General features: G+C 32.8%; 23 protein-coding genes and 1 riboswitch. Of the genes, 8 read left to right on the top strand and 15 right to left on the bottom strand.

Annotated features, from left to right (window positions below; all coding sequences use genetic code 11):
• Positions 1-133: 133 nt before the first annotated feature.
• The 4 genes from ACGLWY_RS01055 to ACGLWY_RS01040 all read right to left on the bottom strand — a co-directional run bounded on the left by ACGLWY_RS01055 (position 134) and on the right by ACGLWY_RS01040 (position 3097).
• On the bottom strand, positions 134-505 hold the full coding sequence (locus tag ACGLWY_RS01055) for a hypothetical protein (protein ID WP_396617837.1): 372 nt from the start codon (positions 503-505) through the stop codon (positions 134-136).
• A gap of 48 nt (positions 506-553) precedes the next feature.
• The gene (locus ACGLWY_RS01050) at positions 554-1426 is read right to left on the bottom strand and encodes a DUF5777 family beta-barrel protein (protein ID WP_396617836.1); all 873 of its coding nucleotides are present in this window, start codon (positions 1424-1426) and stop codon (positions 554-556) included.
• 37 nt (positions 1427-1463) lie between these two features.
• Positions 1464-1841 (bottom strand): hypothetical protein, encoded by a 378-nt coding sequence (locus ACGLWY_RS01045; protein ID WP_396617835.1) that lies wholly within the window; start codon positions 1839-1841, stop codon positions 1464-1466.
• A 179-nt stretch (positions 1842-2020) separates the two neighbouring features.
• Positions 2021-3097, bottom strand: coding sequence for a hypothetical protein (locus tag ACGLWY_RS01040; RefSeq protein ID WP_396617834.1), 1077 nt, complete (start codon positions 3095-3097; stop codon positions 2021-2023).
• Between the two features lie 557 nt (positions 3098-3654).
• Between ACGLWY_RS01040 and ACGLWY_RS01035 the strand changes: the two genes are divergently transcribed.
• Genes ACGLWY_RS01035 through ACGLWY_RS01025 form a run of 3 tightly spaced genes read left to right on the top strand, consistent with a single transcriptional unit; the run spans position 3655 to position 7641 of the window.
• Complete coding sequence (locus tag ACGLWY_RS01035) at positions 3655-4179, top strand: RNA polymerase sigma factor (RefSeq protein ID WP_396617833.1); 525 nt, start codon at positions 3655-3657, stop codon at positions 4177-4179.
• Positions 4180-4226: 47 nt separating this feature from the next.
• Positions 4227-5138: a FecR family protein gene (locus ACGLWY_RS01030; protein WP_396617832.1), complete on the top strand. Its 912-nt coding sequence runs from the start codon at positions 4227-4229 to the stop codon at positions 5136-5138.
• Positions 5122-7641: a carboxypeptidase-like regulatory domain-containing protein gene (locus ACGLWY_RS01025; RefSeq protein WP_396617831.1), complete on the top strand. Its 2520-nt coding sequence runs from the start codon at positions 5122-5124 to the stop codon at positions 7639-7641. Before ACGLWY_RS01030 ends, ACGLWY_RS01025 begins: the two co-directional genes overlap by 17 nt.
• Positions 7642-7661: 20 nt before the next feature.
• Here ACGLWY_RS01025 and ACGLWY_RS01020 read toward each other — a convergent pair whose 3' ends face one another.
• The 8 genes from ACGLWY_RS01020 to ACGLWY_RS00985 form a co-directional block, all read right to left on the bottom strand.
• Positions 7662-8207 carry an acyl-CoA thioesterase gene (locus tag ACGLWY_RS01020; RefSeq protein WP_117172338.1) on the bottom strand — a complete coding sequence of 182 codons (546 nt, stop codon included), beginning with the start codon at positions 8205-8207 and terminating at the stop codon, positions 7662-7664.
• Entirely contained in the window at positions 8200-8913 is a 714-nt protein-coding gene (locus ACGLWY_RS01015) for a DUF3307 domain-containing protein (protein ID WP_396617830.1), read from the bottom strand. The genes ACGLWY_RS01020 and ACGLWY_RS01015 overlap by 8 nt, the downstream gene beginning before the upstream one ends.
• Positions 8910-9521: a transcriptional regulator gene (locus ACGLWY_RS01010; RefSeq protein WP_396617829.1), complete on the bottom strand. Its 612-nt coding sequence runs from the start codon at positions 9519-9521 to the stop codon at positions 8910-8912. The genes ACGLWY_RS01015 and ACGLWY_RS01010 overlap by 4 nt, the downstream gene beginning before the upstream one ends.
• Positions 9522-9655: 134 nt before the next feature.
• A complete protein-coding gene (rmuC, locus tag ACGLWY_RS01005) occupies positions 9656-10972 on the bottom strand; it encodes a DNA recombination protein RmuC (protein WP_396617828.1) in 1317 nt (438 codons plus the stop codon).
• 139 nt (positions 10973-11111) lie between these two features.
• The gene (locus ACGLWY_RS01000) at positions 11112-12836 is read right to left on the bottom strand and encodes a hypothetical protein (protein WP_396617827.1); all 1725 of its coding nucleotides are present in this window, start codon (positions 12834-12836) and stop codon (positions 11112-11114) included.
• Positions 12837-13150: 314 nt separating this feature from the next.
• On the bottom strand, positions 13151-13945 hold the full coding sequence (locus ACGLWY_RS00995) for an ABC transporter ATP-binding protein (RefSeq protein ID WP_396617826.1): 795 nt from the start codon (positions 13943-13945) through the stop codon (positions 13151-13153).
• A 185-nt stretch (positions 13946-14130) separates the two neighbouring features.
• Positions 14131-15162: a FecCD family ABC transporter permease gene (locus tag ACGLWY_RS00990; protein WP_396617825.1), complete on the bottom strand. Its 1032-nt coding sequence runs from the start codon at positions 15160-15162 to the stop codon at positions 14131-14133.
• Positions 15163-16305: an ABC transporter substrate-binding protein gene (locus ACGLWY_RS00985; RefSeq protein ID WP_396617824.1), complete on the bottom strand. Its 1143-nt coding sequence runs from the start codon at positions 16303-16305 to the stop codon at positions 15163-15165.
• An 80-nt stretch (positions 16306-16385) separates the two neighbouring features.
• A riboswitch (cobalamin riboswitch) is annotated at positions 16386-16658 on the top strand.
• 29 nt (positions 16659-16687) lie between these two features.
• On the opposite strand from ACGLWY_RS00985, the gene ACGLWY_RS00980 reads away from it, so the two are divergent.
• The gene (locus tag ACGLWY_RS00980) at positions 16688-18517 is read left to right on the top strand and encodes a TonB-dependent receptor plug domain-containing protein (RefSeq protein ID WP_396617823.1); all 1830 of its coding nucleotides are present in this window, start codon (positions 16688-16690) and stop codon (positions 18515-18517) included.
• Positions 18518-18520: 3 nt separating this feature from the next.
• A complete protein-coding gene (locus tag ACGLWY_RS00975) occupies positions 18521-19582 on the top strand; it encodes a DUF5074 domain-containing protein (protein WP_396617822.1) in 1062 nt (353 codons plus the stop codon).
• A gap of 208 nt (positions 19583-19790) precedes the next feature.
• On the opposite strand, the gene ACGLWY_RS00970 is transcribed toward ACGLWY_RS00975, so the two are convergent.
• The 3 genes from ACGLWY_RS00970 to ACGLWY_RS00960 are packed head-to-tail and all read right to left on the bottom strand — an operon-like array spanning position 19791 to position 23591.
• Complete coding sequence (locus ACGLWY_RS00970) at positions 19791-20510, bottom strand: ATP-binding protein (RefSeq protein ID WP_396617821.1); 720 nt, start codon at positions 20508-20510, stop codon at positions 19791-19793.
• 11 nt (positions 20511-20521) lie between these two features.
• Positions 20522-21985, bottom strand: a complete 1464-nt coding sequence (locus tag ACGLWY_RS00965; protein ID WP_396617820.1) for a S41 family peptidase — start codon at positions 21983-21985, stop codon at positions 20522-20524.
• A 16-nt stretch (positions 21986-22001) separates the two neighbouring features.
• On the bottom strand, positions 22002-23591 hold the full coding sequence (locus ACGLWY_RS00960; RefSeq protein ID WP_396617819.1) for a S41 family peptidase: 1590 nt from the start codon (positions 23589-23591) through the stop codon (positions 22002-22004).
• Positions 23592-23834: 243 nt separating this feature from the next.
• On the opposite strand from ACGLWY_RS00960, the gene ACGLWY_RS00955 reads away from it, so the two are divergent.
• The 3 genes from ACGLWY_RS00955 to ACGLWY_RS00945 all read left to right on the top strand — a co-directional run bounded on the left by ACGLWY_RS00955 (position 23835) and on the right by ACGLWY_RS00945 (position 25620).
• Positions 23835-24344 (top strand): RNA polymerase sigma factor, encoded by a 510-nt coding sequence (locus tag ACGLWY_RS00955; protein WP_396617818.1) that lies wholly within the window; start codon positions 23835-23837, stop codon positions 24342-24344.
• Positions 24331-24831, top strand: coding sequence for a hypothetical protein (locus tag ACGLWY_RS00950; protein WP_396617817.1), 501 nt, complete (start codon positions 24331-24333; stop codon positions 24829-24831). The genes ACGLWY_RS00955 and ACGLWY_RS00950 overlap by 14 nt, the downstream gene beginning before the upstream one ends.
• Positions 24832-25059: 228 nt before the next feature.
• Entirely contained in the window at positions 25060-25620 is a 561-nt protein-coding gene (locus ACGLWY_RS00945) for a DUF4252 domain-containing protein (protein ID WP_396617816.1), read from the top strand.
• The last annotated feature ends 2 nt before the right edge of the window (positions 25621-25622 follow it).

The raw sequence follows: 25622 nt of genomic DNA, 5'->3' as shown, positions 1-25622 counted from the left end.
TGTCTAAGAAGTTCTTTAAATTTAATTTGTCAGGTTGAGCTTGTCAAAACCGATATCAATTACCAGTGAGTTAAAATAATTCGACAAGCTCAAGATGACATAGAACGAGATTTTTTAGACTGACTCTTTTATTTTAGTTTTCTAGAAAACCGCCATCTTTCCATTGTTGGATAAGATTTTTGTCAGCGTTTGATAAAGGACTGTTAGGTGATGGGGGCATTGGGTTTGATGTGCTATTTATTCTTGTAATTAATCCTCTAGTTTCTACAGCACTTTTTACTTGACTATATGTTGTTAAAGACATGGGTGCTCCATTTGTAGGTGTACTTCCATGACACGACGTACAATTATTAGTTATAATGCTTTTTATATGGTCATTATAGGTAACTGTAGTTGGGTCAGGATTAGGGTCAGGGTTTGGTGATAAATCATCAGTGCTATCACTAGAGCAATTAACCATTAAGAGGGAAATTACTGGGAGATAAATTAATTTTTTGAAATTCATAGCTTAATTATTTAATTGTTAATTAATACGATTCGAGTTTACTATATGTTAAAAGGTTCTACTTAAATTGAACCCAAAGTAAATGTTGCCATCTGCCCAATCTCCAGTTGCTTGACCTAAAAAGGTGTTTGTATTCATGCCTTGGGAATTAGTAAAATGCATTTGGAATACATGCCCGCCAGTTTCTAGGTCAAAGCCTATGGATAATGGGTTTTTAAAAGGCGAGTTTTTATCTCGATTCAAATGCCAACCGTAATCGGCATTTATAGACCATCGTTTACTAATTTTATAACGACCTCCAAGTCCTAAAGCGAATTGTGAATTGTCTTGTTCGCCTACTTTTATATCATTATTATAAATGCTAGAAGTTAGGTTCTCATGGAGATAAGTAGGGGCCAATTCTACTGATAAATTGGTGTTTATTTTTCTTGAAATCAATAATTGACTTGTATAGCTTAAACGGTGTTTAAATTCTAAAAGAGGTAAGTTGTCTTTTTCTAAGCCAGTATTAATGAAAACTTCGTTATGGCCTACAACGGTAAATGGAAACCCGTTTTTAATTTGTCTTAACAAACGGTACTTTATTGATGCTTGGTAGGTTTTATTGAAAGACGATCTAGAAACCCCAACATTGAAACCATCGGATATACCATAAACAAAATTGAGTCGTGTTACAGCATCATCCAATCCAAAAAAAGTGTCAATTCCATTTTCAATGCTACCAAATCTATGTGATACAATAAATGTAAATTGGTTTTTTGCTACTAATTTTGTTGACTCAAAATTAACGATTTTTAGTCCTTTAAAAGTAGCATCTGTATAGTTTGCCCATGTGGAATCTGTATCAATTTCGCTTAGCAAATCATCTTGAGCAATAGTGGATAATGGAAAAAGGGTTAAAATGAAGATTAAAATTCTCATATTCAGTATTTGTTTTATTGGTTTATTATTTTTTTGATTAATCAATAATGGTGCATTGGTCTAGTTTCACTTGTTCCAACAAATCATCATAACCAATGAAACGACCTTTAATTTTGATTTGGTCAGTATTTAAAGTCGTTTGGATTTCATTTGAAAATTGACAAAACACTTTGTCCTCTATAGTGATGCTTTTTGGGTTTTTATCAGAAATACTGCCACTCACTTCAATAGTTTTATTCAAATATTTATTTTCTGATGACAAGGGGTTAATTGCAAATTCATTCGAAATATCCGATGCAGTAAGTTTATATATGGATGTCTCCGTTGCTATATCCCGATGGTCTTGATAAACGTATCTGTAACCTATAATAACAATGACAATACATAGCAATATTAATATGACCCATTTTTTCATAACTTTTCGTTTTTTAAACTGCTTCAGCTGTTAAACTGAAGCAGTTTTGCTAGTAATCAAATGTTTTAACACTTAAAAATAACATTTGAAAATGAAACTTTTCTTTTTCATTAGGCATTTCTACTAGCTATTATTTTTTATTAAATATTTAAAAATTCTTTAGTTTCTTTATAAGTACTTTAATTACAGCTTTTAGCATATCTTAACCTGTCATTATCTCCAACTCTTAAATCAATTTTGGTTTCGGTATATTTGGATATTTCATGTAAAACCCAATCATTATTACAATAATCCAGTCCTGGGACATTTACGGTTACTACCATATTGTTACCTTCCCCAGAAGCCACCCAAGTGCCGTATGCCGTGATACCGTCCCAATAAACTGAAAGTGTGCCATTAGGGTAAAAGTTGAAGGTATAGCCATCATAGTAATTATCATAATCGTTACCGTAACGTTTTAATCTATCAACTTCCCAGCCCGAGCAGTTGGTCAAAACATCAAGTAATTGGTCTTGGTTGCAGTCATTACAATCATCGTCATTATAATCGTAATCATCATCTTCATCACAATTATTGTCATAAGTTTCTATAAGGTTTTTTAATTCAACTAGATTGTTAATAGTTAATTCGGTACCATCATAAAGCTTTACCTTAATGGGGAATGTAATAGCAACAAAATCTGAGCTACTTAAATTTTTGATAAACCCATATAACTGGGCATCGGAAGTTATGGTAATGCTATCTATGATTTCGTTGTTTGAGTTGTATAAAGAAGCCGTAATGGGATAGTAAAAATCTAAGCATTCTATATCGTCATCGATTTCATTTTCCCCATTACAAGTACTGGAATAGTTATATAGCTCTGTATAATTGTTGATTGTTACATTCGTAAAATCGCTAAGAATTATGGTGATTGGAAAAGAAATGGATATCGTATCAACATCATCATCGTCTTCATCAAAAAGATATTCAATAATTTTATAATCTTCTTCAGAATTAATAATTATGGTATTTCCATTGACATTTACGGTTATAGGTAGTTTTATATTAAAGCAATTGGCATTATAGATGATGTTGTCATTAGAACCATCGTTGATAGACGTTTTTTGTATTAAACTGGCAACTGGTGAATTGGCAACCAAAACTTCATCTTCTGGTGCTTTTATAAATTCCGTTTCCTCGGACCTGCAAGAAGTTGTTAGTGTCAATACCATTATAAAGATACAAAAGATAACTTTTCGAGCTATTGTTTTCATAATTTGGTCGCCTTAACGAGGCTTTTATTAATTAAACAACTAGGAATATAAAACTCCTGAAACTTTTTAATAAATTTTTTCATTGTTGGCGGATTAATTTTTCAAAAATATTTTTAAGGTTTTAAATCTCTCGCAAAGGCGCAAAGGCACAAAGAAATACGTTGAATGATTAAAATCTTTGCGACTTAGCGGCTTGGCGTGCAAATAAAATAAAAGGTTTAAAGGAGTTCATTAATAAGAAATACTTTTTAAATCGATTTGCTACGAACTTAAAATTACCTCAATCGGACACTGAAGAATTTTTTTAATAAGGCTTTAAATTTTTCGTATAAAGCTTTAAATCTCTCGCAAAGGCGCGAAGGCGCAAAGGGGCAAATAAATACGCTAAATGATTAAAATCTTTGCGACTTAGTGGCTTAGCGTGTAAATAAAATAAAAAGTTTAAAGGAGTTCATTGATAAAAAATGCTTTTTAACCCATTTGCAACGAACTTTAAAATTATCTTAATCGGACACTGATGAATTTTTTATATAACTTTAAGCACTAAATTAAATACTTTGCCAAAAGAACTTAACGACCATATTTGTGAAGACAAAATTTTTGAGCGTGTTTATAACAAATACTCACAAGATTTACTCAATTTTTTATATTATAAGTACGGATCACAAATAAACCCTAATGATGTTGCGCAAGATGCCTTTATTAAATTATGGGATAATTGCAAAAATGTCACTTTAAGTAAAGCCAAATCTTTTTTGTTTACCGTTGCAAACAATATGATGTTAAACGAGATAAAGCATCAAAAAGTAGTATTAAAATACCATCAAGAAAAGCCAAAGGATTATACTAACGAGTCGCCAGAATTTATTTTAGAAAAAGAGCAATTTTTACAACGATATCAAAAGGTATTAGAAAATTTAAATGAAGAACAACGCGTTGCTTTTCTATTGAATAAAGCAGAAGGAAAAAAGCATAGCGAAATTGCCGAACTTTTGGGAGTTACCCAAAAAGTAGTAGAATATAGGATTTATAGTGCCTTCAATACGTTGAAGAAAGAATTGGAAGGATTTAAAATAAAATAATCAGGAGAATTTAGTTTGAAGTTGTTATATATTAAAGTTAAGGATAGATGGACAAAGATTATTTAGTGGAAAAATGGTTAAAAGATGAGCTTAACGATGCTGAAAAAGACATGTTCAGTAAGTTGGATGATGCTCGGTCAAACGAATATATTATTGAAAATGCAGAATATTTTAAAGCATCACATTTCTCTAAATCGGATGATTTTAATACCTTTAAGACACAGTATAAATCGTCTAAAGTACCTGTTAAAAAATTAAATGGGTTTAGTTTGTTGCTTAAAATAGCGAGTGCTGTTGTTATTGGGTTAGGTATTTATTTCACTTTTTTTTCAAACACATCCACTCATGTAGAAACCTTAGCTGGCGAGAAATCTGTTATTGAGCTTCCAGACCATTCTAAAGTAGAGTTAAACGCCCTGTCTTCAATTGAATTTAATACTAAAAATTGGGATGAAAACAGATTTTTAAAGCTCGATGGAGAAGCTTTTTTTATGGTTGCCAAAGGAAAAATCTTTGATGTTCAAACCAAAAGCGGAACTGTAACAGTTTTAGGTACACAGTTTAATGTAAAACAACGTGAAAATTATTTTGAAGTCAGATGTTTTGAAGGTATTGTAAGAGTAACTTCAGATACTATCACCAGAAAGTTATTGGCAGGTGACGTATATCAAATTTTAAATGGTAAATTTACCCAAGGTAAAATAGTGGCATCTGCTCCAAAATGGAGAGAAAACAGGAGTGAGTTTGAAGCGATTCCAATAAAAGAAGTGCTTTCAGAGCTGGAACGGCAATATAACATACAAGTTACTTTTAAAAATATAAATATTAATAGATTGTTTACAGGAGAGTTTGTACATAATAATCTTGAAAATGCTCTTATTGCCATAACGCTGCCTATGAATATGACCTATGAATTGAGTTCTTCAAACCTGGTAATAATTCATGGAAAGGAGAATTAAAAAAACATCCATTTTTTTTTGCTTTTTGCTTTTTGTGTCTTTTAGTAGTTATGCTCAAAATACCAATAAGCAAGAATCGTTAGTTCATGTTATAAATGTATTGGAAGCACAATACCATGTTCAGTTTAATTATGCTGAAGATACTATTGAAGCTATTTTCCTTATTCCTCCAGATACAAGTTTATCGTTAAACGAAGCTATAACTTATCTAGAAACCCAAACAGGGTTATCGTTTTCGATGATGAGTGATAGCATTATTCTTGTTAAACCTGGGGAAGCTATGGTTTTTTGTGGCTATATAAAAGATAAAGATAATTTACAACCCTTAGCATCGGCAACCGTTCAAACTTTAAATAATTCGACCACAACAGATGAAAATGGGTTTTTTCAAATTAACGTTGAAAATATAACATATCCCATTACCATTCGGTTTATAGGTTATAAAACCATTGTCAAATCATATAATCAATTTTCAAAATCAGGTTGTGAAGATATTTTTTTGTTTCCAAACTTTCAATCACTATCGGAAGTTGTTGTTTCAAATTATATCTCAAGTGGTATAAATAAGATTAACAATGGCTCTTATGAAATAAATTTTTCTGATTTTGACATCCTTCCGGGATTAATTGATAACGATGTCTTACAATCTGTTCAGGCATTTCCGGGTATTCAAAGTATTAACGAGACCGTTTCAAATATTAATATTCGAGGTGGTACACACGACCAGAACTTGATTCTTTGGGATGATATTAAAATGTACCAATCTGGTCATTTTTTTGGATTGATTTCGATGTATAACCCCCAAATTACCCAAAAGGTTTCATTGAGAAAGAATGGGAGTGATGTGAGTTATACCGATGGTGTTTCCGGTACTATTTCAATGCAAACCAATCAATCGGTTAACAACAAATTTAACGCAACTGTAGGTGTTAATTTAACCGATGCCAATGCTTTTGTTGATGTTCCCATTGGTAATAATGCATCTTCTATACAAGTGGCTGCAAGAAAATCGATTAGTGATTTTATTGAAACGCCAACTTACATAGCCTTTTTTGACAGAATTTCCCAAAATACGGAGGTTTCCAGTAATACGACAACCATTACCAATACAGATAAAACATTTGATTTTTACGATACTTCTTTGCGTTGGATCTATAAAATAAGCGACAAAGACGAATTGCGGGTTAATTTTATTAACGTATATAACGAACTTCAGTTTAATGAAAACGCATTTGTAAATGACAAAGAAGAATCTAAGGAAAGTAATTTAACCCAAAATAGTATTGCAGGAGCAGTACATTATAACAGAACTTGGAACGACAAATTACAAACGACATTTGAAGCTTATGAAACCGATTATAAACTTAAAGCTGTAAATGTTAATATACTAGATTCCCAACGTTTTTTACAAGAAAATATCGTGTCTGAAACCAGTTTGAAGTTAAAAAGCAATTATAGATTTAGTGAGGTTTTACATTTATTGGGGGGTTATCATTTTGTGGAAACCGAAGTTACCAATTTAGATGATGTAGACACGCCATTGTTTAGGCTTTTGGTTTCAGAAGTGGTTAGAACACATGGTGCTTTCTCTCAATTGGGTTATAAGTCAAAAAGCGGAAATTCAAGTTTGAATTTTGGTATTAGATATAATTTCATTGAAAAATTCAGTAAGTCTATTTGGGAACCACGATTGAGTTTTAGCCAGCGTTTTTTAGACTTTTTCACCGTTGAGGTTTTAGGCGAGTTTAAGCATCAAAATACCTCACAAGTTATTAACTTCCAAAATGATTTTTTAGGTATTGAAAAGCGTCGGTGGCAACTATCAAATAATAAAGACATTCCTGTTATTACAAGTAAACAGGCATCACTGGGTTTAAACTATAGCCATAGAGGGTGGTTATTTAATATAGAAGGATATGTTAAGCATGTTGAAGGCATTACAGCGCAAAGCCAAGGGTTTCAAAATCAATTTGAATTTTCTAAAAGTACCGGAACTAACCGTATAAGTGGGGTAGATGTGTTATTTCGAAAACATATCAATACGTTTAGTACTTGGATATGCTATGCATATATGCACAATGAATACCAATTTAAAGACTTGTTGCCGAATTATTTTCCAAGTAACTACCATATTAAACATACTGCTACTTTAGGAATGACATATAGTTTAACACGTTTAAAACTATCGGCTGGATTAAATTGGCATTCTGGAAAACCCACAACTTTACCAGTTACCGGTAATGACATTGTAAATGGTGAAGTGAATTATGAAGCTGTTAATGCTTCGAATTTAGAAGACTATGTACGCTTAGATATGTCTGCTCTTTATGATTTTAAACTAACCAACAAAACCAAAGCCAATGTAGGGGTTTCGCTTTGGAATGTTTTGGATAGGGAAAATCAGATAAACCGATTTTATAAAATAAATAATGAAGCGGTTAATGAAACCAACCAGCGCTCTTTGGGTTTAACCCCTAATGCAGTTTTAAGAATAGATTTTTAAAAATAGTTTTAGACAGTCTCTTAACTTTCAATCAAATCTATTTTAGCATTTTGATCTTTTAAAGAATCTAAATACAGCTCCATTTTAAATTCTGAAGTTCTAAACGCCGTAGTTCTATTTTTTGCTTGTTCTTGTCTGGCAATACTTCTGGCAAAGCGCCTTACTTTATTTTTAGTATCTAAAATAATTCCTGGAACAGGGACATTTTTTCCGTTTTCATCTTTAGCAACCATGGTGAAATAAGACGAGTTGCAATGTTTTTTTTCGCCGGTTTGAATGTTTTCAGATTCTACGCGTACACCAATAACCATAGAGGTTCTACCGGTGTAATTAACCGAGGCTTTAAGTGTTATTAGTTCGCCAACTTCTATAGGATTTAAAAAATCGACTTTATTTACCGATGCGGTTACGCAATAATTTCTGGAATGTCTAGAAGCACAAGCAAAGGCGATTTGATCCATAAGGCTTAGTATAAAACCACCATGAATTTTTCCACTAAAATTGGAATGTGATGGCAGCATGAGTTGGGTTATGGTTACTTGTGATTCTTCGGTGGTTTTAAACATATGTAATAATATAAGTGTATATAATTCCTGTAATGATGGCAATACCAAAACTAATGAGTGTGCCTATTAAAATGTATTCTGTAAGTTTTCGGTGCTTAGACTTTTTTAAGTCTCCAAACCTAAAAACAGATTTTGCAGTTATTAAAAAACCAACGGCTTCCCAATGGTTAAATATGATGAAAATAAAAACTAAAATACGTTCCAAAATACCAATATATTTGCCAGCATCTTCTAACGATTGGTTGTCTTTTGTTAGCTTTTCTATGTCCCATTTCGCAAAAATAATTTTCATGATAATAGAAACGGGAATGGTTAAGAATAATAAGCAAACCAATAATAGTAGACTGTTTTCTGTTACTATATCATTTTGGTTGAATAGGCTTTCGGTATAAAGATAATAGCACAAGAAAATAACTATAATATGAAGTAGCTGATCTATAAAAAAGAATAAACGTTTTGTTTTTTTCTTTTGAATTAAAAGTTTTGCAGCATCAATAATTAAATGTGTGATGCCAATGGTTACAACTATAGGCCATAAAGAAATATCCCAAAGAAAAATACTGGTTAAAATAACATGAATTAAAACATGCAGATATAGCTTATCCGACTTTAGCTTTTTCTGTTCTTTTTCTTTGACCCATTTTTTAGGTTGAAGAAAAAAATCACCAATAATATGTGCTAACAAAAGTTTTGTTAAAAGGATCATAATGAATTCATTTTATGTCTGTACATGTGGTCTAACTCTAAAATTTCTTCTAAATGGGCACGTTTTTGACGATTGCTTATTGCATTTTGGTTAATGCCTATCAGTTTTCCTAATTCGCTTTGTAACGCCTTCGGGTTTTCTATGCTTAATTTCACGATTTCAGCCGAATTAACACTCCAACTATCCATGGTGATTAATGCGAATCTAAAATATAAATTTAATTCTTTGTTGATTTCGTTGTTATTGGTTTTGATTCGCAAATTCTGTTTTTCCTTTTTCAAAGTTTCCATAATTTCTCCCGAAAACACAAAAGCTTCGCCATTAGATTCTGTAACGTCATTGCCTTCATACGTTTTATTGCCAATGCCAATCGCCAATCGAACATCTAAACCTTTAATCATTTTAATAGCGGCTTTTATATAAATAGCAGCCATAAAACTAGCATGATAATCTCTTATTTCTATTTGAAAACTGTCACCTCTGTATATTTCCCAATATTTGGTTTCAGCACTTAAGCTCGATAATACCTTTTTTAAGGTGGTCATCCACACTTCAGGCTCTTTTTGTTTTCTAGAGTTTATAATATCTCCCGTTATAACGCTTGTCATTCAATTGAAATTTAAAATATCACACAATTACGTGATATTTAAATATATCATTCAATTAAGTGATAAACAAATATATCATTTAATTACATGATAAACAAATATATCGCTTAAATAAGTGGTATGGGGTGGAAATCTTAATCTTCTTCAGCACGCTTAATAATGGCTTCTGGCAATGCTTTTTTAGCTTTAGCTCCCATTTTTTTAAGACGTTCAACACTCGATATTAAATTCCCTTTACCATCAACCAATTTGTTCATAGCTGCGGAATAATCACTTTTAGCCGCATCAATTTTTTTACCAACCCCCGTTAAATCTGAGACTAAACCTTCAAATTTATCATACAAAGCACCTGCTTGACGTGCAATTTCAATGGCGTTTTGTTGCTGTTTTTCGTTGTTCCACATACTGTCAATAGTACGCAAGGTTGCCAAAAGGGTAGAAGGTGTTACAATAACAATGTTTTTCTCGAAGGCTTTATTGTAAATACTGTTGTCCTCATTAACAATCACTGCAAAAGCAGGTTCAATAGGGATAAACATTAAAACAAAATCCGGTGATTCTATATCGTATAAGTCTTGGTAGTTTTTTTCTGAAAGTTGATCAATGTGTTTTTTAACCGAATTCACATGGGCTTTTAAAAATTGTGCTTTGTCATCATCATCGGCATTCACCAAACGTTCATAATCGGTTAAAGACACTTTAGAATCGATAACCATTTTTTTACCATCCGGCAGGTGTAAAACAACATCAGGCAAAACCCGAGAGCCATCTGGCAGCGTAAAACTTTGTTGTACAAAATATTCTCTGTCTTTTTCTAAGCCAGACTTTTCCAGAACACGTTCTAAAACCAATTCGCCCCAATTGCCTTGCATTTTACTGTCACCTTTTAAGGCACGGGTAAGGTTGGTGGCTTCTTTGGTCATTTGTTGGTTAAGATCTTTTAAACCCAACAATTGCTCTTTTAAAGCCGAATGCATACTGATACTTTCCTTTTGGGTTGAATCTACTTTTTCTTCAAAGGTTTTAATTTTTTCTTGTAACGGATTTAAAATGTTTTTAATGTTTTCCTTATTCTGAAGGGTGAATTTCTCTGATTTTTCATCCAATATTTTAGTTGCCAACAATTCAAAGTCTTTACGCAATTCCTCTTGGCGCTTTTCTAACTCTTCATCACGCTTTAAATTAAGTTGATAGAGGTTTTCGTATTCGGTATTCCGTCTTATTAATTCGGCATTTAAAAACTCCTTTTCGGTTCTTATGGCATCGCGTTCTGCTTCAATTTTATTAAGATTTTGCTTCAACTCATTTATGGTGTTCGCCATTTGGTTTTGGCGTTCTTCCAAAGTACTTTGTTCGCTTTTACTTTTCAATTTAGTAATGGTCATACCAATATAGGCACCAATGCTTCCGGAAATTAGAATGGCGAAAATTAGAATAAGGTTGTCGTTCATTTAAAAAATAAGTTTGACCAAAGATAATTTTTTTAGTCGGAAGAACGAAGAATGATATGGAACTTGTCTTGACTTTTTCGCTTCAATCAAAAAAGTCAAGATGAGTTCGTAATCAGATATCAGGAACTTTAAATTATTTTTATAAGATGGATGAGTCAATTTTTATATCGGCATCACTCCAAGCTTGATTAAATTCTTGTTTTATTTTTTTTGCTTCTGTCATTTTGCCTTGTGCTTTAAGACTTTGATATAATCCCGTTAAAGACCATCCGTTTTGTCTGAGTGTAAGTAAATCTTCATTATATATTTTTTCAGCTTCTTCATATTTTTCAGCTTTCATAAGTATGGCTCCCAAGTTTTGTCTCGTAGGGATATGCCATGCAGCAGGTTCGTTATAGATTAACCCATCTTCTAAAGCAACAGCTTTTCTTAAGTGTTCAATGGCTGAGGTATAGTTACCTTCCAATCCAGCTAATTCTCCAGAAACAACCTCATAGGCTAATTTTGCAATGGTTGTTCCAGAATCAAATCCTGTCGCTATTATGGTTTCCATTTCAGGATCTTTAATCATTTCATTAATAGCATCCAGTTCTTCTTTAGCTTCTTTAATATTGTTTTTTCTGATAAATGCAATACCTCTAGCGTAATGCCAAATAAGTTTTAAATGCTTAATGTTATCATTTGGTTTTGGATAGGAAAGAATATCATTCCATTTTCCAAATCGTGTGTAAGCTAGAAGCGGAGTCGAAGCAAAATTTTGTAAAAAATGAAGGTCTTTCATTTCTCCTACAGGGACTTTCTCTGCTGTTTTTTTTGCAGCATCAATAGCTATTTCACTGTTTCCTAAAAGGCTAGATGCCGACCAAAGAAAATGTATGTTATGGGGATAATAAGCTAATGGATACATGCCTTGGGAAAAACATTGGGAAATATAATCTTCATCAGCTAAAATGGCTTGTTGATTTACTTTTACGGCATCTTTATATCTACCTACCCTAATATAAATATGGGATGGCATATGAACCATATGTCCAGCAGAAGGCATTAAAGCCCCCAATCTTTCGGCGCTAGGAACACCTAGTTCTGGATATGGAAGTTCTACCATATGTATGTAATAGTGATTTGCACCGGGATTATCAGGGTTTAATTGCATGGCTTTTTCAAGAGCGGCTTTTGCTTCTTTAATATTTGGTGATGGATTCCCTTTTTTGTCCCAATAATTCCAAGGTACGGTATTCATAACCGAAGCAGCGTATAACGTTAGAATGTCAGCGTCTTCCGGGTATTTAGCTGCTACTTTAGTCATAGCTTCCACATAAGCCATATTTAAAACAGAAATATCTTTCGATAAATCTTTAGAATATCTATGTGTCAATGCCTCAATGAGTGCTTGTTCTTTTGGAGTTGCTTCATTGGCCAGTTCCATCGCTTTTTCAATAGCCTCATTATATTTATTCTTGCGTTCATCATCGGGTAAGGGATCATTGATATTGGGTCCTAAAACATATGCTTGCCCCCAATAAGCCATGGCACATGTAGGGTCTAATCGTGATACTTCCATAAATGATCGATGTGCTTCGGCATGATTGAAACCGTAAGTAAGCCGCAGTCCTTGATTAAAGAAGCGTTGCGCTAATTCGTTTTTTGTACTCACTTTATAGGTGTGGTTACCAAGGTTCTCAAACAAAGGGGCAATCTGTTTTGTTGTGTCTATATTATCTAATAAAAATTTAGCGGGAGTGCAACTTATCGAATTACGGCCAATTTTTTTAGAATAGTCAAAAGTATCTACATTTCCTATTTTATATGAAATGGTTGCTAGCAGAATAATAGTAGTAAATAAAACGGTTAATTTAGTTTTCATATGCAAATATTTATTGTTTTTTAATGGTCATATGGACACGAGCGATAGCGAACAGGCGAAACAATCGCTTTATTTTCATTGGTGTTCGATGATTATCAATTGGGTTTCCAAATCATGGTGATTTCATGATGTTCGAAATAATGTTAGTAAAGACCAATAGTGTTTAATCTATAGAATTCCTCGTGGCACTGCCTCGGGATAGCGCATTTTACAACCAGTTTTATAAGTAGATTTAAAATTACTGTACTGTGTTGTTTATCAGGAGATAAGGTATATGTAAATATAATAAATTTTAAGAAATCTATAAAGAAATATTATTTTTTTACTCGAAAACTTCCTGTTTTCTCATCAAAGGCGATTAAATCTTTAGGAAATAAAGCATCGAAAACACCTTTTGAAATTAAATTACAAGGTGTATCGGACACCACTTGGTTTGGAGACATGACAATGAGTGTATCGCAAAGTTGAATGGACAAATCTATTTCGTGTGATGAAAACAAAATGGTTTTTCCTGTTTCTTTAGCTAATCTTTGAAGTAGTTTTAAAATATAGGCTTTATGATACATATCCAGATGCGTGGTAGGTTCATCTAAAATCATCAAATCGGTATCTTGTGCTAAAGCGCGTGCAATCATCACTTTCTGTAATTGGCCATCACTTAATTCGAAACACCTTTTATGTTTTAAATCTGATATGTTGGTTTGGGTTATAGCTGTGTTGACAATGGAAATATCATTTTCAGATAGATTGCCAACCCAATTGGTATAAGGTTGTCTTCCCAATGCAACCAGCTCGAAAACCGAGAGGTTTTTTGACATCATTTGCTCGGTTAAAACCAGACTCATCACTTTAGCTAAATCAAGCGCAGGAAATTGTTTTATGCTTTTTCCGTTGATGAAAATGTCACCGTCTAATGCATTTTGAACATTCGTAAGGGTTCTTAAAAGCGTCGATTTTCCAATGCCGTTACCACCAACTAAACCAACCAATGCACCTTTATGTAATTCAATATTAATATTTGAAGCCACAACAATGCGTTCCTTTTTAGAAATATACCCAATAGATAGGTCTTTGGTTTCTAAAATGATATGTTGGTTATCTTTTGTCATTGATTTGATTGAGGTTATAAAGTTATAAAGTTTCAGAGTTTCAAAGTTTCAAAGTTTCAAAGTTACAGAGTTTAAAAAGAGTCTAACAAGTCTAAAAATCTAACAGGTCTAACGATCTAACAATCTAATTCATCCAACAATTCTAAAAAGCCATCTGTCTTTCGTCTTCCGTCTTCTGTCTCCTCTCAAAAAACCATTTTCCGCTTCCTAACCAACAACCAAATAACAACCGGCGCACCTACTAAAGATGTAATGGCATTAATTGGTAAGGTATAATCGCTATTGGGTACTTGCGCAATACTATCGCAAATAAGCATGACGATGGCACCAAATAAAAAAACGGCTGGTAATAATATTTTATGATTGGATGTATTGAAAACTTGACGTGTTAAATGCGGAATGGCTAAACCTATAAATGCTATGGGTCCCGTAAAAGCCGTAATGGTTCCTGCCAATAAACTGGTTGCAATAATAATTACAAACCGACTTCTTTTAATGTTCAAACCTAAACTTTTGGCGTAATTTTCACCTAAAAGCATGGTGTTTAACGATTTTACCGAGGCTAAACTTATTATAAGGCCCAGGCAGTAAATGATAAAAAAGATCATTAATTCATCCCAAGATAAATTTCCTAAGCTACCAAAGCCCCAGAAAATATATTGTTGTAGTTGTTGTGCGGATCCAAAGTACGAAAGCACGCTTACAATGGCTGCCGTAATGCTTGCAAACATCAACCCAATAATGAGTATTGCCATGGTGTCTCGTACTTTTAACGATACCATTAAAACCGCTAGCAACACCAAAAAACTACCCAAACTGGCAGCAATAACAATGCTCCATTTTGAAATTAAAAACGTCATGAAAATACCGCCGAAAACCGATGAACCCAGAATGACTAATGCGACTCCTAAACTGGCTCCTGAACTTATACCCAACACAAAAGGACCTGCTAATGGGTTTCTAAATAAGGTTTGCATTAATAAACCTGAAATGCCCAATCCAGAACCGACTAAAATGGCAGTTAGCGCTTTTGGTAATCTATAATTTTGAATAATATGTTGCCACGTTTCCTGTTCGGTGCTACTACCTATAAGACTATTGAAAACATCTTTAAGTGGAATATAAACAGATCCCAAACTTATGTTTGTTAAAAAACAGAGCATCAGTATCATAAATAATACCAAAAATGACAGCTTATATGTTTTTGAATTCGGCAATTAATCTAAATGTTTAAAAAAGTAAAGGTCATGATTTTTTAAGAGTTCTGGATGGCAAATTTTAATAAGATCTTTTAAAATCAAATCGGGTCGGGTAGTGCCTAGTTCAAAATACAAAATACCGCCAGATTTTCCTGTGGTACTTATAGATGAATAGATAGTGTTATTTTGAAATGCTTTAAACATGGTATGATGCGAATTTCCGTTTTTAAGCGCTTCCTTGCTTACGTAGTTTGACGGACTTAACCAAATATCAGCATCTTTGGCCTTGGAATAAACGGTTTCAAAATTAAGTGATAAACTGCCAGTACCTTTGGAGTCGCTCCACAAATAATTGGTGTTGGCATCCTTTAAAAGTTGGGCTTCGGTACTGGTGCCATTGGGCAAATACCAAATGTCATTATGCATGGCGCCACTTAAAATAGTAGGTCGGTTTTTAGAGTTTTCAGCCAATTTTTTAGCTTCTAAATAATTTTGTTCAATGGTATTGAAAATTGCATCGGCTTCTTTTTCTTTATTGAATAATACTCCAAAAAACTTCATCCATTCGGCTTTTGCAAGTGGTGATTCTTCAACCCAATCGCCATTAAAAATTACAGGGATCCCCGATTTTTTAATGGTTTCGAAAGTCCGGTTGTTGCCATCAATACCAAAACCAACAACAACATCTGGTTTTAGTTCTAGCAACACTTCGGTATTAATGCCTTCGTTTTTGCCTAATTCCCGAACCAGGCCGTTTTCAATTCTATTTCGGGTTTTTTCAGAAGAAATATAATCGATTCCTGGGAAGCCAACCAATGTTTGCTCCACGTTCAATAATTCTAAGGAAGGAATGTGTGTGGTTGATGTTACGACCAGTTTTTTAATGGGAATCGTAATAATACCTTCAAATTCGTCACTATTTAATGTGATTTTTGGTAGCGCTTCTTTCTGAACTAAAGCAAACCGATAGGTTTTTTCAGCTTTTGGCCACGGATTTTTTATTTCTAAAATTTTATAAGTGCCATAATCTACAACCGAAAATCCTTTGGCATATTTCAATACTAATGATTCGCCTTCAAGAACTTCGGTAAGTTGTTTGTTGGGGTCGTTTTTACATGCTATGAAGCATATAAACAAAAGGAACAAGATGTTTTTTTTCAAGAGTCGGTGTTTTTTACTTTTTTCAAAAGTCAAAAGTAAGATTATTTAATCTTTTGAATAAATCATTATACAAAATGTTTACTTTTGCAATGGAATTTGGTTTTATTCACTCCATGTGGATAAATTAAAAGGGAATCAGGTGCGTTGATTTACGAATTTAGATTTAAGATTTACGATTGTTGAAATCGTAATTCGTCAATCGTAATTCAACAATTCCTGAGCTGTTCCCGCAACTGTAAGCTTAGTCCTTTTTTAGGATGCTTAGTAGTGCACTTCAAGTCACTGGATAATTTTCTGGGAAGACAACTACTAAGACGCAAGTCAGGAGACCTGCCTTATTCATCATCTAATTCGATTCTCGGGAGAAGAATCATAAAGATTTATGAAACATATACCAGTTTTTGTCTTGCTTTTTGTAGCCTGTTTTAGCAGTTCAGCTCAAACTATGACGGATTCTATCCAGCAATTGGATGAAGTCGTGATAAGTGATACGAAGTTAATTAACTATGCTTCAGGTATAAAGGTAGAAGTTTTAAACGATTCGGTCTTGCAGCATAATTCAAAATCTTTAACAGGATTATTAGCTTTTAACAGTAACTTATATTTTAAAGAGAATGGTTATGGGATGGTGTCTTCACCTTCTTTTCGAGGCACAAATGCATCACAAACCGCCGTAGTATGGAATGGTATTAATATTAATTCCCAACTCAATGGTCAGACCGATTTTAATACCATAAACACAAATAACTTTAATTCGATAGCCATTAGAAGTGGTGGTGGGAGTGTTCAATATGGAAGTGGTGCTATTGGAGGGAGTATTCATTTAAACAATAAGCTGGCTTTTAATAATCATTTCGAAAATAATATACAGGGTTCTTATGGTAGTTTTAATACCGAGCAAGTAGGATTTAATTCATCGTATGGAACTGATAAATTTTCAATAAATCTAGGGTCATTTTATACAAGTTCCAAAAATGATTATAAATACTTGGGAACTAATAAGGTTAATGAAAATGGTTCTTTTGAAAATATGAATTTTAATATTAACCTCGGCTTTTTTGTTTCAGAGAAGGATGTATTGAAATTATATCATCAAAATTATCAAGGTCAGAGGGATTTTTCGGGAACTCTAGTTGCACCTGCACGTAGTAAATATGAAGATGAAAACTATCGAACCATGTTAGATTGGTCGCGAGTTTCGGGAAAAACTAGTTCAAAATTCAAAGTGGCTCATTTGCACGAGTTGTTTAAATATTTTGAAAATAAAGATAAAGAAAGTTACAGCTTCGGAAAAGTAAATACACTATTACTTAATCATAATTTTAATGTGCGTATTAATGATAAAATTCAATTTGGAACCATTTTAGAATATACCAATTTACAAGGCAAGGGTAGTAGTTTTAAAGAACCGGAAAGAAATGCATTTTCTGCTATTGCATTACTTAATCATAAACCTAATAACTTAATTAGTTATGGCATTAACCTTAGAAAAGATTTTACATCGGGATTTGAGAGCCCCCTTGTGTTTTCGGTCGATGCTGGTTTTGATTTGTTTGAACATTATAAAATTCAAATAAACGGTTCTAAAAACTACCGTATTCCAACGTTTAACGATTTGTATTGGCAACCTGGAGGCAATTTGGATTTAGTTCCAGAATCGTCGTATCAAGTGGATTTTGGACAGCAATTCAATTTTAAACATTTCAATTTTAAACTGAATGGCTATTATATAAGTACCGAAGATTTAATTCAATGGAAACCAGATATAAATGGGTTTTGGAGTCCTGTAAATATTGCCGAAACTCAAAGTTATGGTGTGGAATTAGAATTGGAATCTCAATATAAAGTAAAAGCGCATCATTTTAATGTAAATGCACATTATTCATATACGGTTTCAGAAAATATAGAGACTAAAAAACAGCTTATTTACGTGCCGTTCCATAAGGGAAATGTGTCTTTAGCTTACGGTTATAAAAAAATCAATATGTATTATCAACATATGTTTAATGGCGAAGTATTTATTATAGGCAGTATGCTAAAAGGTTACAATATGGGTAATGTGAGCTTTGGTTATACTTTAAATCAAAGAGGAATCATTAATTATGAAATTAATTTTAAAGTAAATAATCTATACAACACTTATTACGAAAATGTGGCATTACGCCCCATGCCGAACAGAAATTATCAAATACAAACAATTATAAAATTTTAAATTATGAAAATTAACAAACTTACTTTATTTGCCTTAGCAATAGGCCTTATTTTTACATCTTGTACTAGCGATAACGATCCTGTAGATGAAATTAAGGGTGATTATGACAATGGGATATTAATTATGAATGAAGGCAATTTTAACCAAGGAAATGCTTCGGTTTCTTATGTGTCTAATGATTACTCAACTGTAGAAAATTCTGTTTTTTATAATGTAAATTCAAAATTATTAGGAGATACAGCACAGAGCATCGCATTTTTAGATGATTTGGCTTATATTGTTGTTGGCGTGTCTCAAAAAATTGAACTGGTAGATCGTTATACATTTACATCAATTGCAACCATTGATGCAGGCTTAGTTAATCCTAGATACATGGCTTTTGCTAATGGAAAAGGTTATGTAACAGATTGGGGAGACGGAAGTAATGCTACTGATGATGTTATTGCGGTTATTGATTTATCTACAAATACCGTAGAAAGCTCTATTTTTGTAGGCGAAGGACCAGAGCAAATTTTAGCTAAAGACGGTAAATTGTTCATTTCTCATAAAGGTGGATGGTCAACAAATAATATTATTTCGGTAATTGATACAGCAACAAATGATGTTCAAACCATTGTAGTTAATGATGTTCCAGACGAAATGATATTAAATGAAACAGGAGATTTAATTGTTTTGAGCGAAGGTGCTAATCAATATTGGTTAACTCCAGCAGTTGAAACCGCAGGTGCTATAACTAAGATTAACACATCTAACAATTCTATTATTTCAACCTTAAGTTTTGCCGAAGGTTTACATCCAAGTTTAATGGCGTATAGTGATGGTAAATTGTATTACCAAGTGTCTAGCAAAATATATAGTATGACCGATAGTGCAACTAGTTTGCCAACAGAAAGCATTATTAGTGATTCGTTTTATGGAATGGCAGTTAACAACAATACATTTTACGGTGTAAAAACTGATTTTAGTGCAGGAACTGGCGAGATACTTATTTACGATTTATCAACGAAATCGTTAAATACTACTAAAACATTAAAGGTTGGAGCTTCTAAAATATATTTCAATTAAGATTCCTTTATACGAGTTCATAATAAAAAAACGGTATATCACTTTGAGCTAACTGCCGTATTGAAGGGATACTAAGAACAAATAAGCGATTGTTGAATAGAGGTAATTCTATTCTCAATCGCTTATCTTTTAAATATCTAGTCTGTACTTTTATCTCGAAAGATAAAAATATATTTGTGTCCAGATGGTACTTTTTTAGGAGGTATTATTAATGCAATAATAAATCACAATACCAAACCCCATATTTATCATTTTTACAAATAGAATCGTCTTCTGTATTTGGGTTGTCGTATTCACGATATACTTTTTCGCCTATAGTAAACGGAATGGGTTTTTTGAAAATAGGACCATCAAAACAAAAAGTGTGAAACTCACCATTTTCGCCACAAGGATCGACACCTTCGGGTAAATTGTCAATGAAATTTTTGTCTATAACGGTTCCAACAAAGTCTTCATTAAAGTATTTTGAATTGGCACAAACAACAATGGTTTTAAATCCTAAATCTAAAAATTCATTAATAAGCTCTTTAGTGTCCCGTTTCCAAATAGGAAATACAGCTTTTAACTTTTGCTTGGCTAATTGTTCTTCTCTATAAATTCTTAAATCTTCCAGAAAAATATCGCCAAAAGCACTATGTGTAAAGCCTTCATTTTTTAATCGCGATACCGTTTCCATCATTTTTTGCTCGTAGATTTCCATGCTAGGCATTTCAGGTAACTCTATAAGATTGGATGTGATGTTTATGGCTTCTGTTTGGGCTATTAAAAGTTCCTTTCTAAGCCCGTGCATAGACACACGATTGTAATGGCTATTTATGCTTGTAATTAATTCATCAACAGCATAACGGTCGTCTTGTAGCAAATAGTAAAGAGCGAGCGCAGAGTCTTTTCCGGAACTCCAATTAAAATAGGTTTTGATTTTAGACATTTACAAGGCACTTAATTAAAAAAAGCATGATCGATATACATGTCTTTTTCAAATTTGTTTTCAGATAAAAGAGGTAAATCTAAAAATTTGCTACCTATTTTCTTTTGACTGGAATCTTTAGTTACGATGCCTCTAATATCATCAAGGGCCGCTTTTAAAACAACTTCATTCTCATCACCAAAGGGTAAAATGTTGTTCCAGTATTCATGTTCTTTTACTTCAATATCGGGCACAAAGCCTTGGGTGTAATCACTTTCGCCATTTTTATTGAATATTTGGAAAACGATGGGCTGCATGGCGTAGGTATGGCTTGGGTTGGCAGAGGCTCTATCTGTATAATTTTTAGTAGGAGCATCATATAAAGTAATGGATCCCACATTTTTACCGTAAGTGGTTGTGCCAACTATTTTTACCGCATTCATATAAGGTTTCAATCCATTTATAACCATCTCGCTAGCGGATGCCGTGCTATGGGATGTTAAAACATATAATCTATTAAGTGTATTTAGTCTATTAATAGCCTCAGTATCTATTTTATTATCATTTGAATCATAAATGTCTAATGTATTCGCAAAAAAGTAAGAGCCGTTTTCTTCTGTATGTTTAGAATTAAATTTCAAACTAGCAAATTCTTCTATTCCTGCATTCGCATAAATCATACTGGATAAATAAGCAGATGTTGCCACAGAACCACCACCATTTAATCTTAAATCAAGAATTAATTCATCGATGCCTTCATTTTTGAAAAAAGAAAATACCGCGTTTAATTCATCATTGTATGACGATCTAAATCCATTATAAACTAAATAGCCAACTTTTTTACCATTGACATCATTGAAAATTTTATTTAAATAAACAGGGTTTTCAGATATGACGGTTGCTGTAATGGATTTATCTTCCAAAAAAGTTAAAGTGCCTCCATTTTCAGAAACAAAAGAAAGTGTAACAGTATCTTCAAATAAACCGTTTACAACATTATTAAAATTTGATGTATTTAATACCGTTCCATTAATAGCATTAATAATGTCACCTCTTTTAATATTAGCAGCACTTGCAGGTGAATTATCGGCAACATATCTCACATAGATAATAATATCGCCATTGCTTAATTGAACAGATTGATATTTAATACCATGGGATTTGGAGATCCCTTGAAATGCCTGTTGTTGCTCGATGTAATCTTCTACAAACCAAGAAAATCTATCGGTAATGCCATACTGAAATATCAAACCATTAAAAAATGCTTCAGGATTACTGGTTTGATTTAAAAAGGCTGCATATTCACTCGAGTTGTCATCTTTTGTGTCAGATAAGTCGGGAACTTCAGATTGCCAATTGTACCAAGAGTTCATCCCTTTCCAAACAAAATCGTTAATTGAACTTGCTGAAATTTGGTTGTCGTCATTATCTTCAAAACAACTCGTAGTTAAAAACGAAACGATTATTAATAGAATTAGGGCTTTGTAATTTTTCATTTTTAATTAAATAAAATTATTTGATAGGCTTGAAATCCACAATTAATCCAGAACCTAAGGGAATAAAATCTTTACTACTAGCAATGTTGTCTACACGTACTCCAGGCTTGCTGATTTTATCTGAACTAAATTTGGTAGTTATTCCAGTAATTAATTCAAGAGCTTTAGCTAAGAAAGGTTCACTTTCGTCACCTAAGGTACCAAGATTTAAAATATTTTCGCCCTTTGCTATACCAGAGGAGGTGTTGTACGTTATAAAGTAATCGGGAACAAGTCCATTAAAATAATCTGAAACATCATTTACGTTTGTTGATTTTATAACAATAGGTTGCATCGCATATTTGTGATTTGGGTTGGCACCTGCTTTTTCGAAATTAGGTGAATCATATAGGGTTATAGAACCATTGAATTTTCCATAGGTATTGGTTCCAATTTGAACCACGTCAATATATGGATTAAGACCATTAATAATCAACTCACTTGATGACGCCGTACCTTCAGTTGTTAAAATATAAACCTTGTTTAAATTTAAACTATTTATAGGAGTCTCGTCTGTAAGTTCATTAACAAAGCGATTAATTAAAAATTCAGGAGCATTAGCTTCATAAAGGGCTTGGTATTTAGCGTTCCACTGTTCTTTATAAAATATGTCATCAGTAAATTGACCTGTAATCATACTGGCTAATTCAACGGCAATATAACCATATCCTCCAGGATTGTATCTTAGATCTAAAACCAATTCATCAATTCCCTCATTTTTTAATTGGGCAAAAGCATCATTTAATTCATCATCAAAATTAGCAGCAAATTGATTATACATAAGATAACCGACTTTAATGCCATTTGCATCAATCACTTTATTGATTAAAACAGGGTTTTCAGCAAAATTTTCGATTTTGGTCAATTGTACGGTTTTGCCATTTAAACCAATTGAGTTGTTCGAAATATCTGCCATACCAAGCGTGTAGGTGTTATTGGACCCAAAAAGTAAATCGGAATAATTGTTAAGTGTCAATTGTTGTCCATCAACAGTAAGGAAAAATTCACCTCTACTAATATTTTTGGTTGACGCATTAGAATTGTTTGCTACATATCTAACATATCCAAAAATATCATTAGAGCCAGAAAGCCTCACTAGCCTAAAATCTAAGCCATTGCTAAATGACGTTCCCTGAAATGAATTTTCTAGTGCGACATAATCATCAACCATCCAGCTAAATTTATCTACAATATCTTTTTGGTATAATAAATCATCAAACAAACTCTCAGGTGTGTTATAGCCATTCAAAAAAGGGAAATAGGTATCAATAATGTTTTCGGGCAAATTTTCGGTATTGTCATAATTATTGTAGAAGGTAGTATATTCTGCTGTTGTGAAAAATTTAGTGTCAGACAAATTTGAAACATTTGCCTTCCATAAATAGAGATCATTCAAACCTCTCCAAATAAAGTCGTTTATGTCACTATTTAATGTTATTGGTTCTACAACAACTGGGTCAGGAGTTTCTGTTGGCTCATCACTTTTGCTACAATTAAATAGGGCTAATCCCAAAAAGGATAAGAATAAAATGCGACTTGGTTTAAGGATTGTGTTGTTTCTTTTCATATGTATACATCTATTTATTTTTTAAAGGTCATATGGTATCGCTTTAACCTTCATTGGTATTTATGTTTCCAAATCATGGCGATTTCATAACTTTTATATAGCTTGGTCTTATAAACTGTAAATTAGCTTATATTATTATAATTATTATGTAAATATAAATATTTTGTAACAAAATAGATGGTCGTTCGTCGTAATCTCAAATAACCTTAACTAAGTTGTTTTTAAACTAATCAAACCAAAATAATGACTCAAAACGAGTTTTTAAATATTGTGATGCCTTTTAAGGATAAAGTGTTTCGTTTAGCAAAGCGATTGCTGGTTTCTACCGAGGAAGCAGAAGATGCCACACAAGAGGTGTTGTTGAAGTTATGGAATAATAAAACAAAATTTGAAGATTATAAAAATGTTGAAGCATTTTCAATGACAATGACCAAAAATTATTGTTTTGATAAATTAAAATCGAAACAAGCACAAAACTTAAAAATTGTACATAGTAATTATGAAGACGGCAACGCATCATTACAAAAACAAGTTGAGTTAAACGATAGCGTTCATTGGGTATCAAAAATTATTGAAGACCTGCCCGAACAACAAAAATTAGTCATTCAATTGCGGGATATAGAAGAATACGACCTAGACGAGATAGCAAAAATGTTAGATATGAACAATACGGCAGTGCGGGTAGCCTTGTCTAGAGCCAGAAAAACAATAAGAGAAAAATTAACTAATACACATAATTATGGTGTTAAATAATATAGAAAATTTACTAGAAAAGTACGAGAAAGGAGAAACATCCATTAAAGAAGAGCAAGCGTTAAAGAACTATTTTTCACAAGAAACCGTTGCGCCACATTTAGAAATGTATAAACCTATGTTCGTGTATTTTTCAGAGAGTAAGCAAGAACAATTTACTAAAACCCTTCCGTTAAATCCCGATAATTATCGGAATAAAAAGGTATTTAACTACAAATGGATTGCTGTTGCTGCAGTAGCTGTTCTTATGTTGGGGATTTATTTTAAAGAACCTGTTGTTTCATCTTATGAAGACTATGTCTATGGTACTTACGATGATCCCGAAGAAGCGCTTAACGAAGTCACCAAACAGTTAGCAATGATTTCAACTCATTTTAATAAAGGAGTTTCAACTGTAAACTATTTAGATAAAGTAAACGAAGGTACAGAAGCCCTTGGTTATTTAAATGAAATAGAAAGTGCCACAAGCATCATTTTTAAGAATTAATCAAGAACTCATTTTGACTTTTTGTCTTTAACCGAAAATGAGATGAAATTTATACAGATGAGACACTTTTTGCGAGGCATAACATCGCTACGCATAAAAAAAGCAAGGAAGTATGGATAAATTTTAGCCATTCCTGCCTGCCGGCAGGCAGGTTTTAGGAAATAGAAAAAGTCAAAAAGAACTCAATCAAAACGAACAAATAAATAAAATCAATTTAAAACAAGTAAAATGAAAAAGAAAGTAATAGTACTAGTCATGGCAATTATGTTATTGCCAATAACCGGAATGGCCCAAGATATTTTTGAAAAATACAGCGATAATTCCGAGGTAACCTATGTGTCCATTAAACCCAAAATGTTTCAAATGATAGCCAAAATGGGTATTAATGTTGATGAACCAGAAGCCAAAGCCTATATGGATATGGTAAAAAGCATCACCAGTTTTAAAACCATTGTTACCGATAGCAAAACCATTTCTGCAGATATTGGCAAATGGGTTAAATCGCGTTCCAGTTCTTTAGAAGAGTTAATGGAAGTGAAAGATGATGGTGCTGAAGTGAAATTTTATGTAAAAGAAGGTAAAGACGCAAACCATGTAAAAGAGCTGTTGATTTTTGTAAATGGGATTAATAAAGTAATGAAAGAATCTGTTGAGATAAATGGACAACAAAGACGTATTGAAACGGTTATTGTGTCACTTACAGGAGATATCGATTTAAACGAAATTTCTAAGTTAACCGAAAAAATGAATATTCCAGGAGGTAATCATTTAGAGAAAAAGAAAAAGTAAAC

The organism is Mariniflexile sp. HMF6888 (genome assembly GCF_044335535.1).
In the GTDB taxonomy this organism is placed as follows: domain Bacteria; phylum Bacteroidota; class Bacteroidia; order Flavobacteriales; family Flavobacteriaceae; genus Mariniflexile.
Note: the sequence above shows the minus strand (reverse complement) of the source record. Positions and strands in the feature narration are given on the sequence as shown.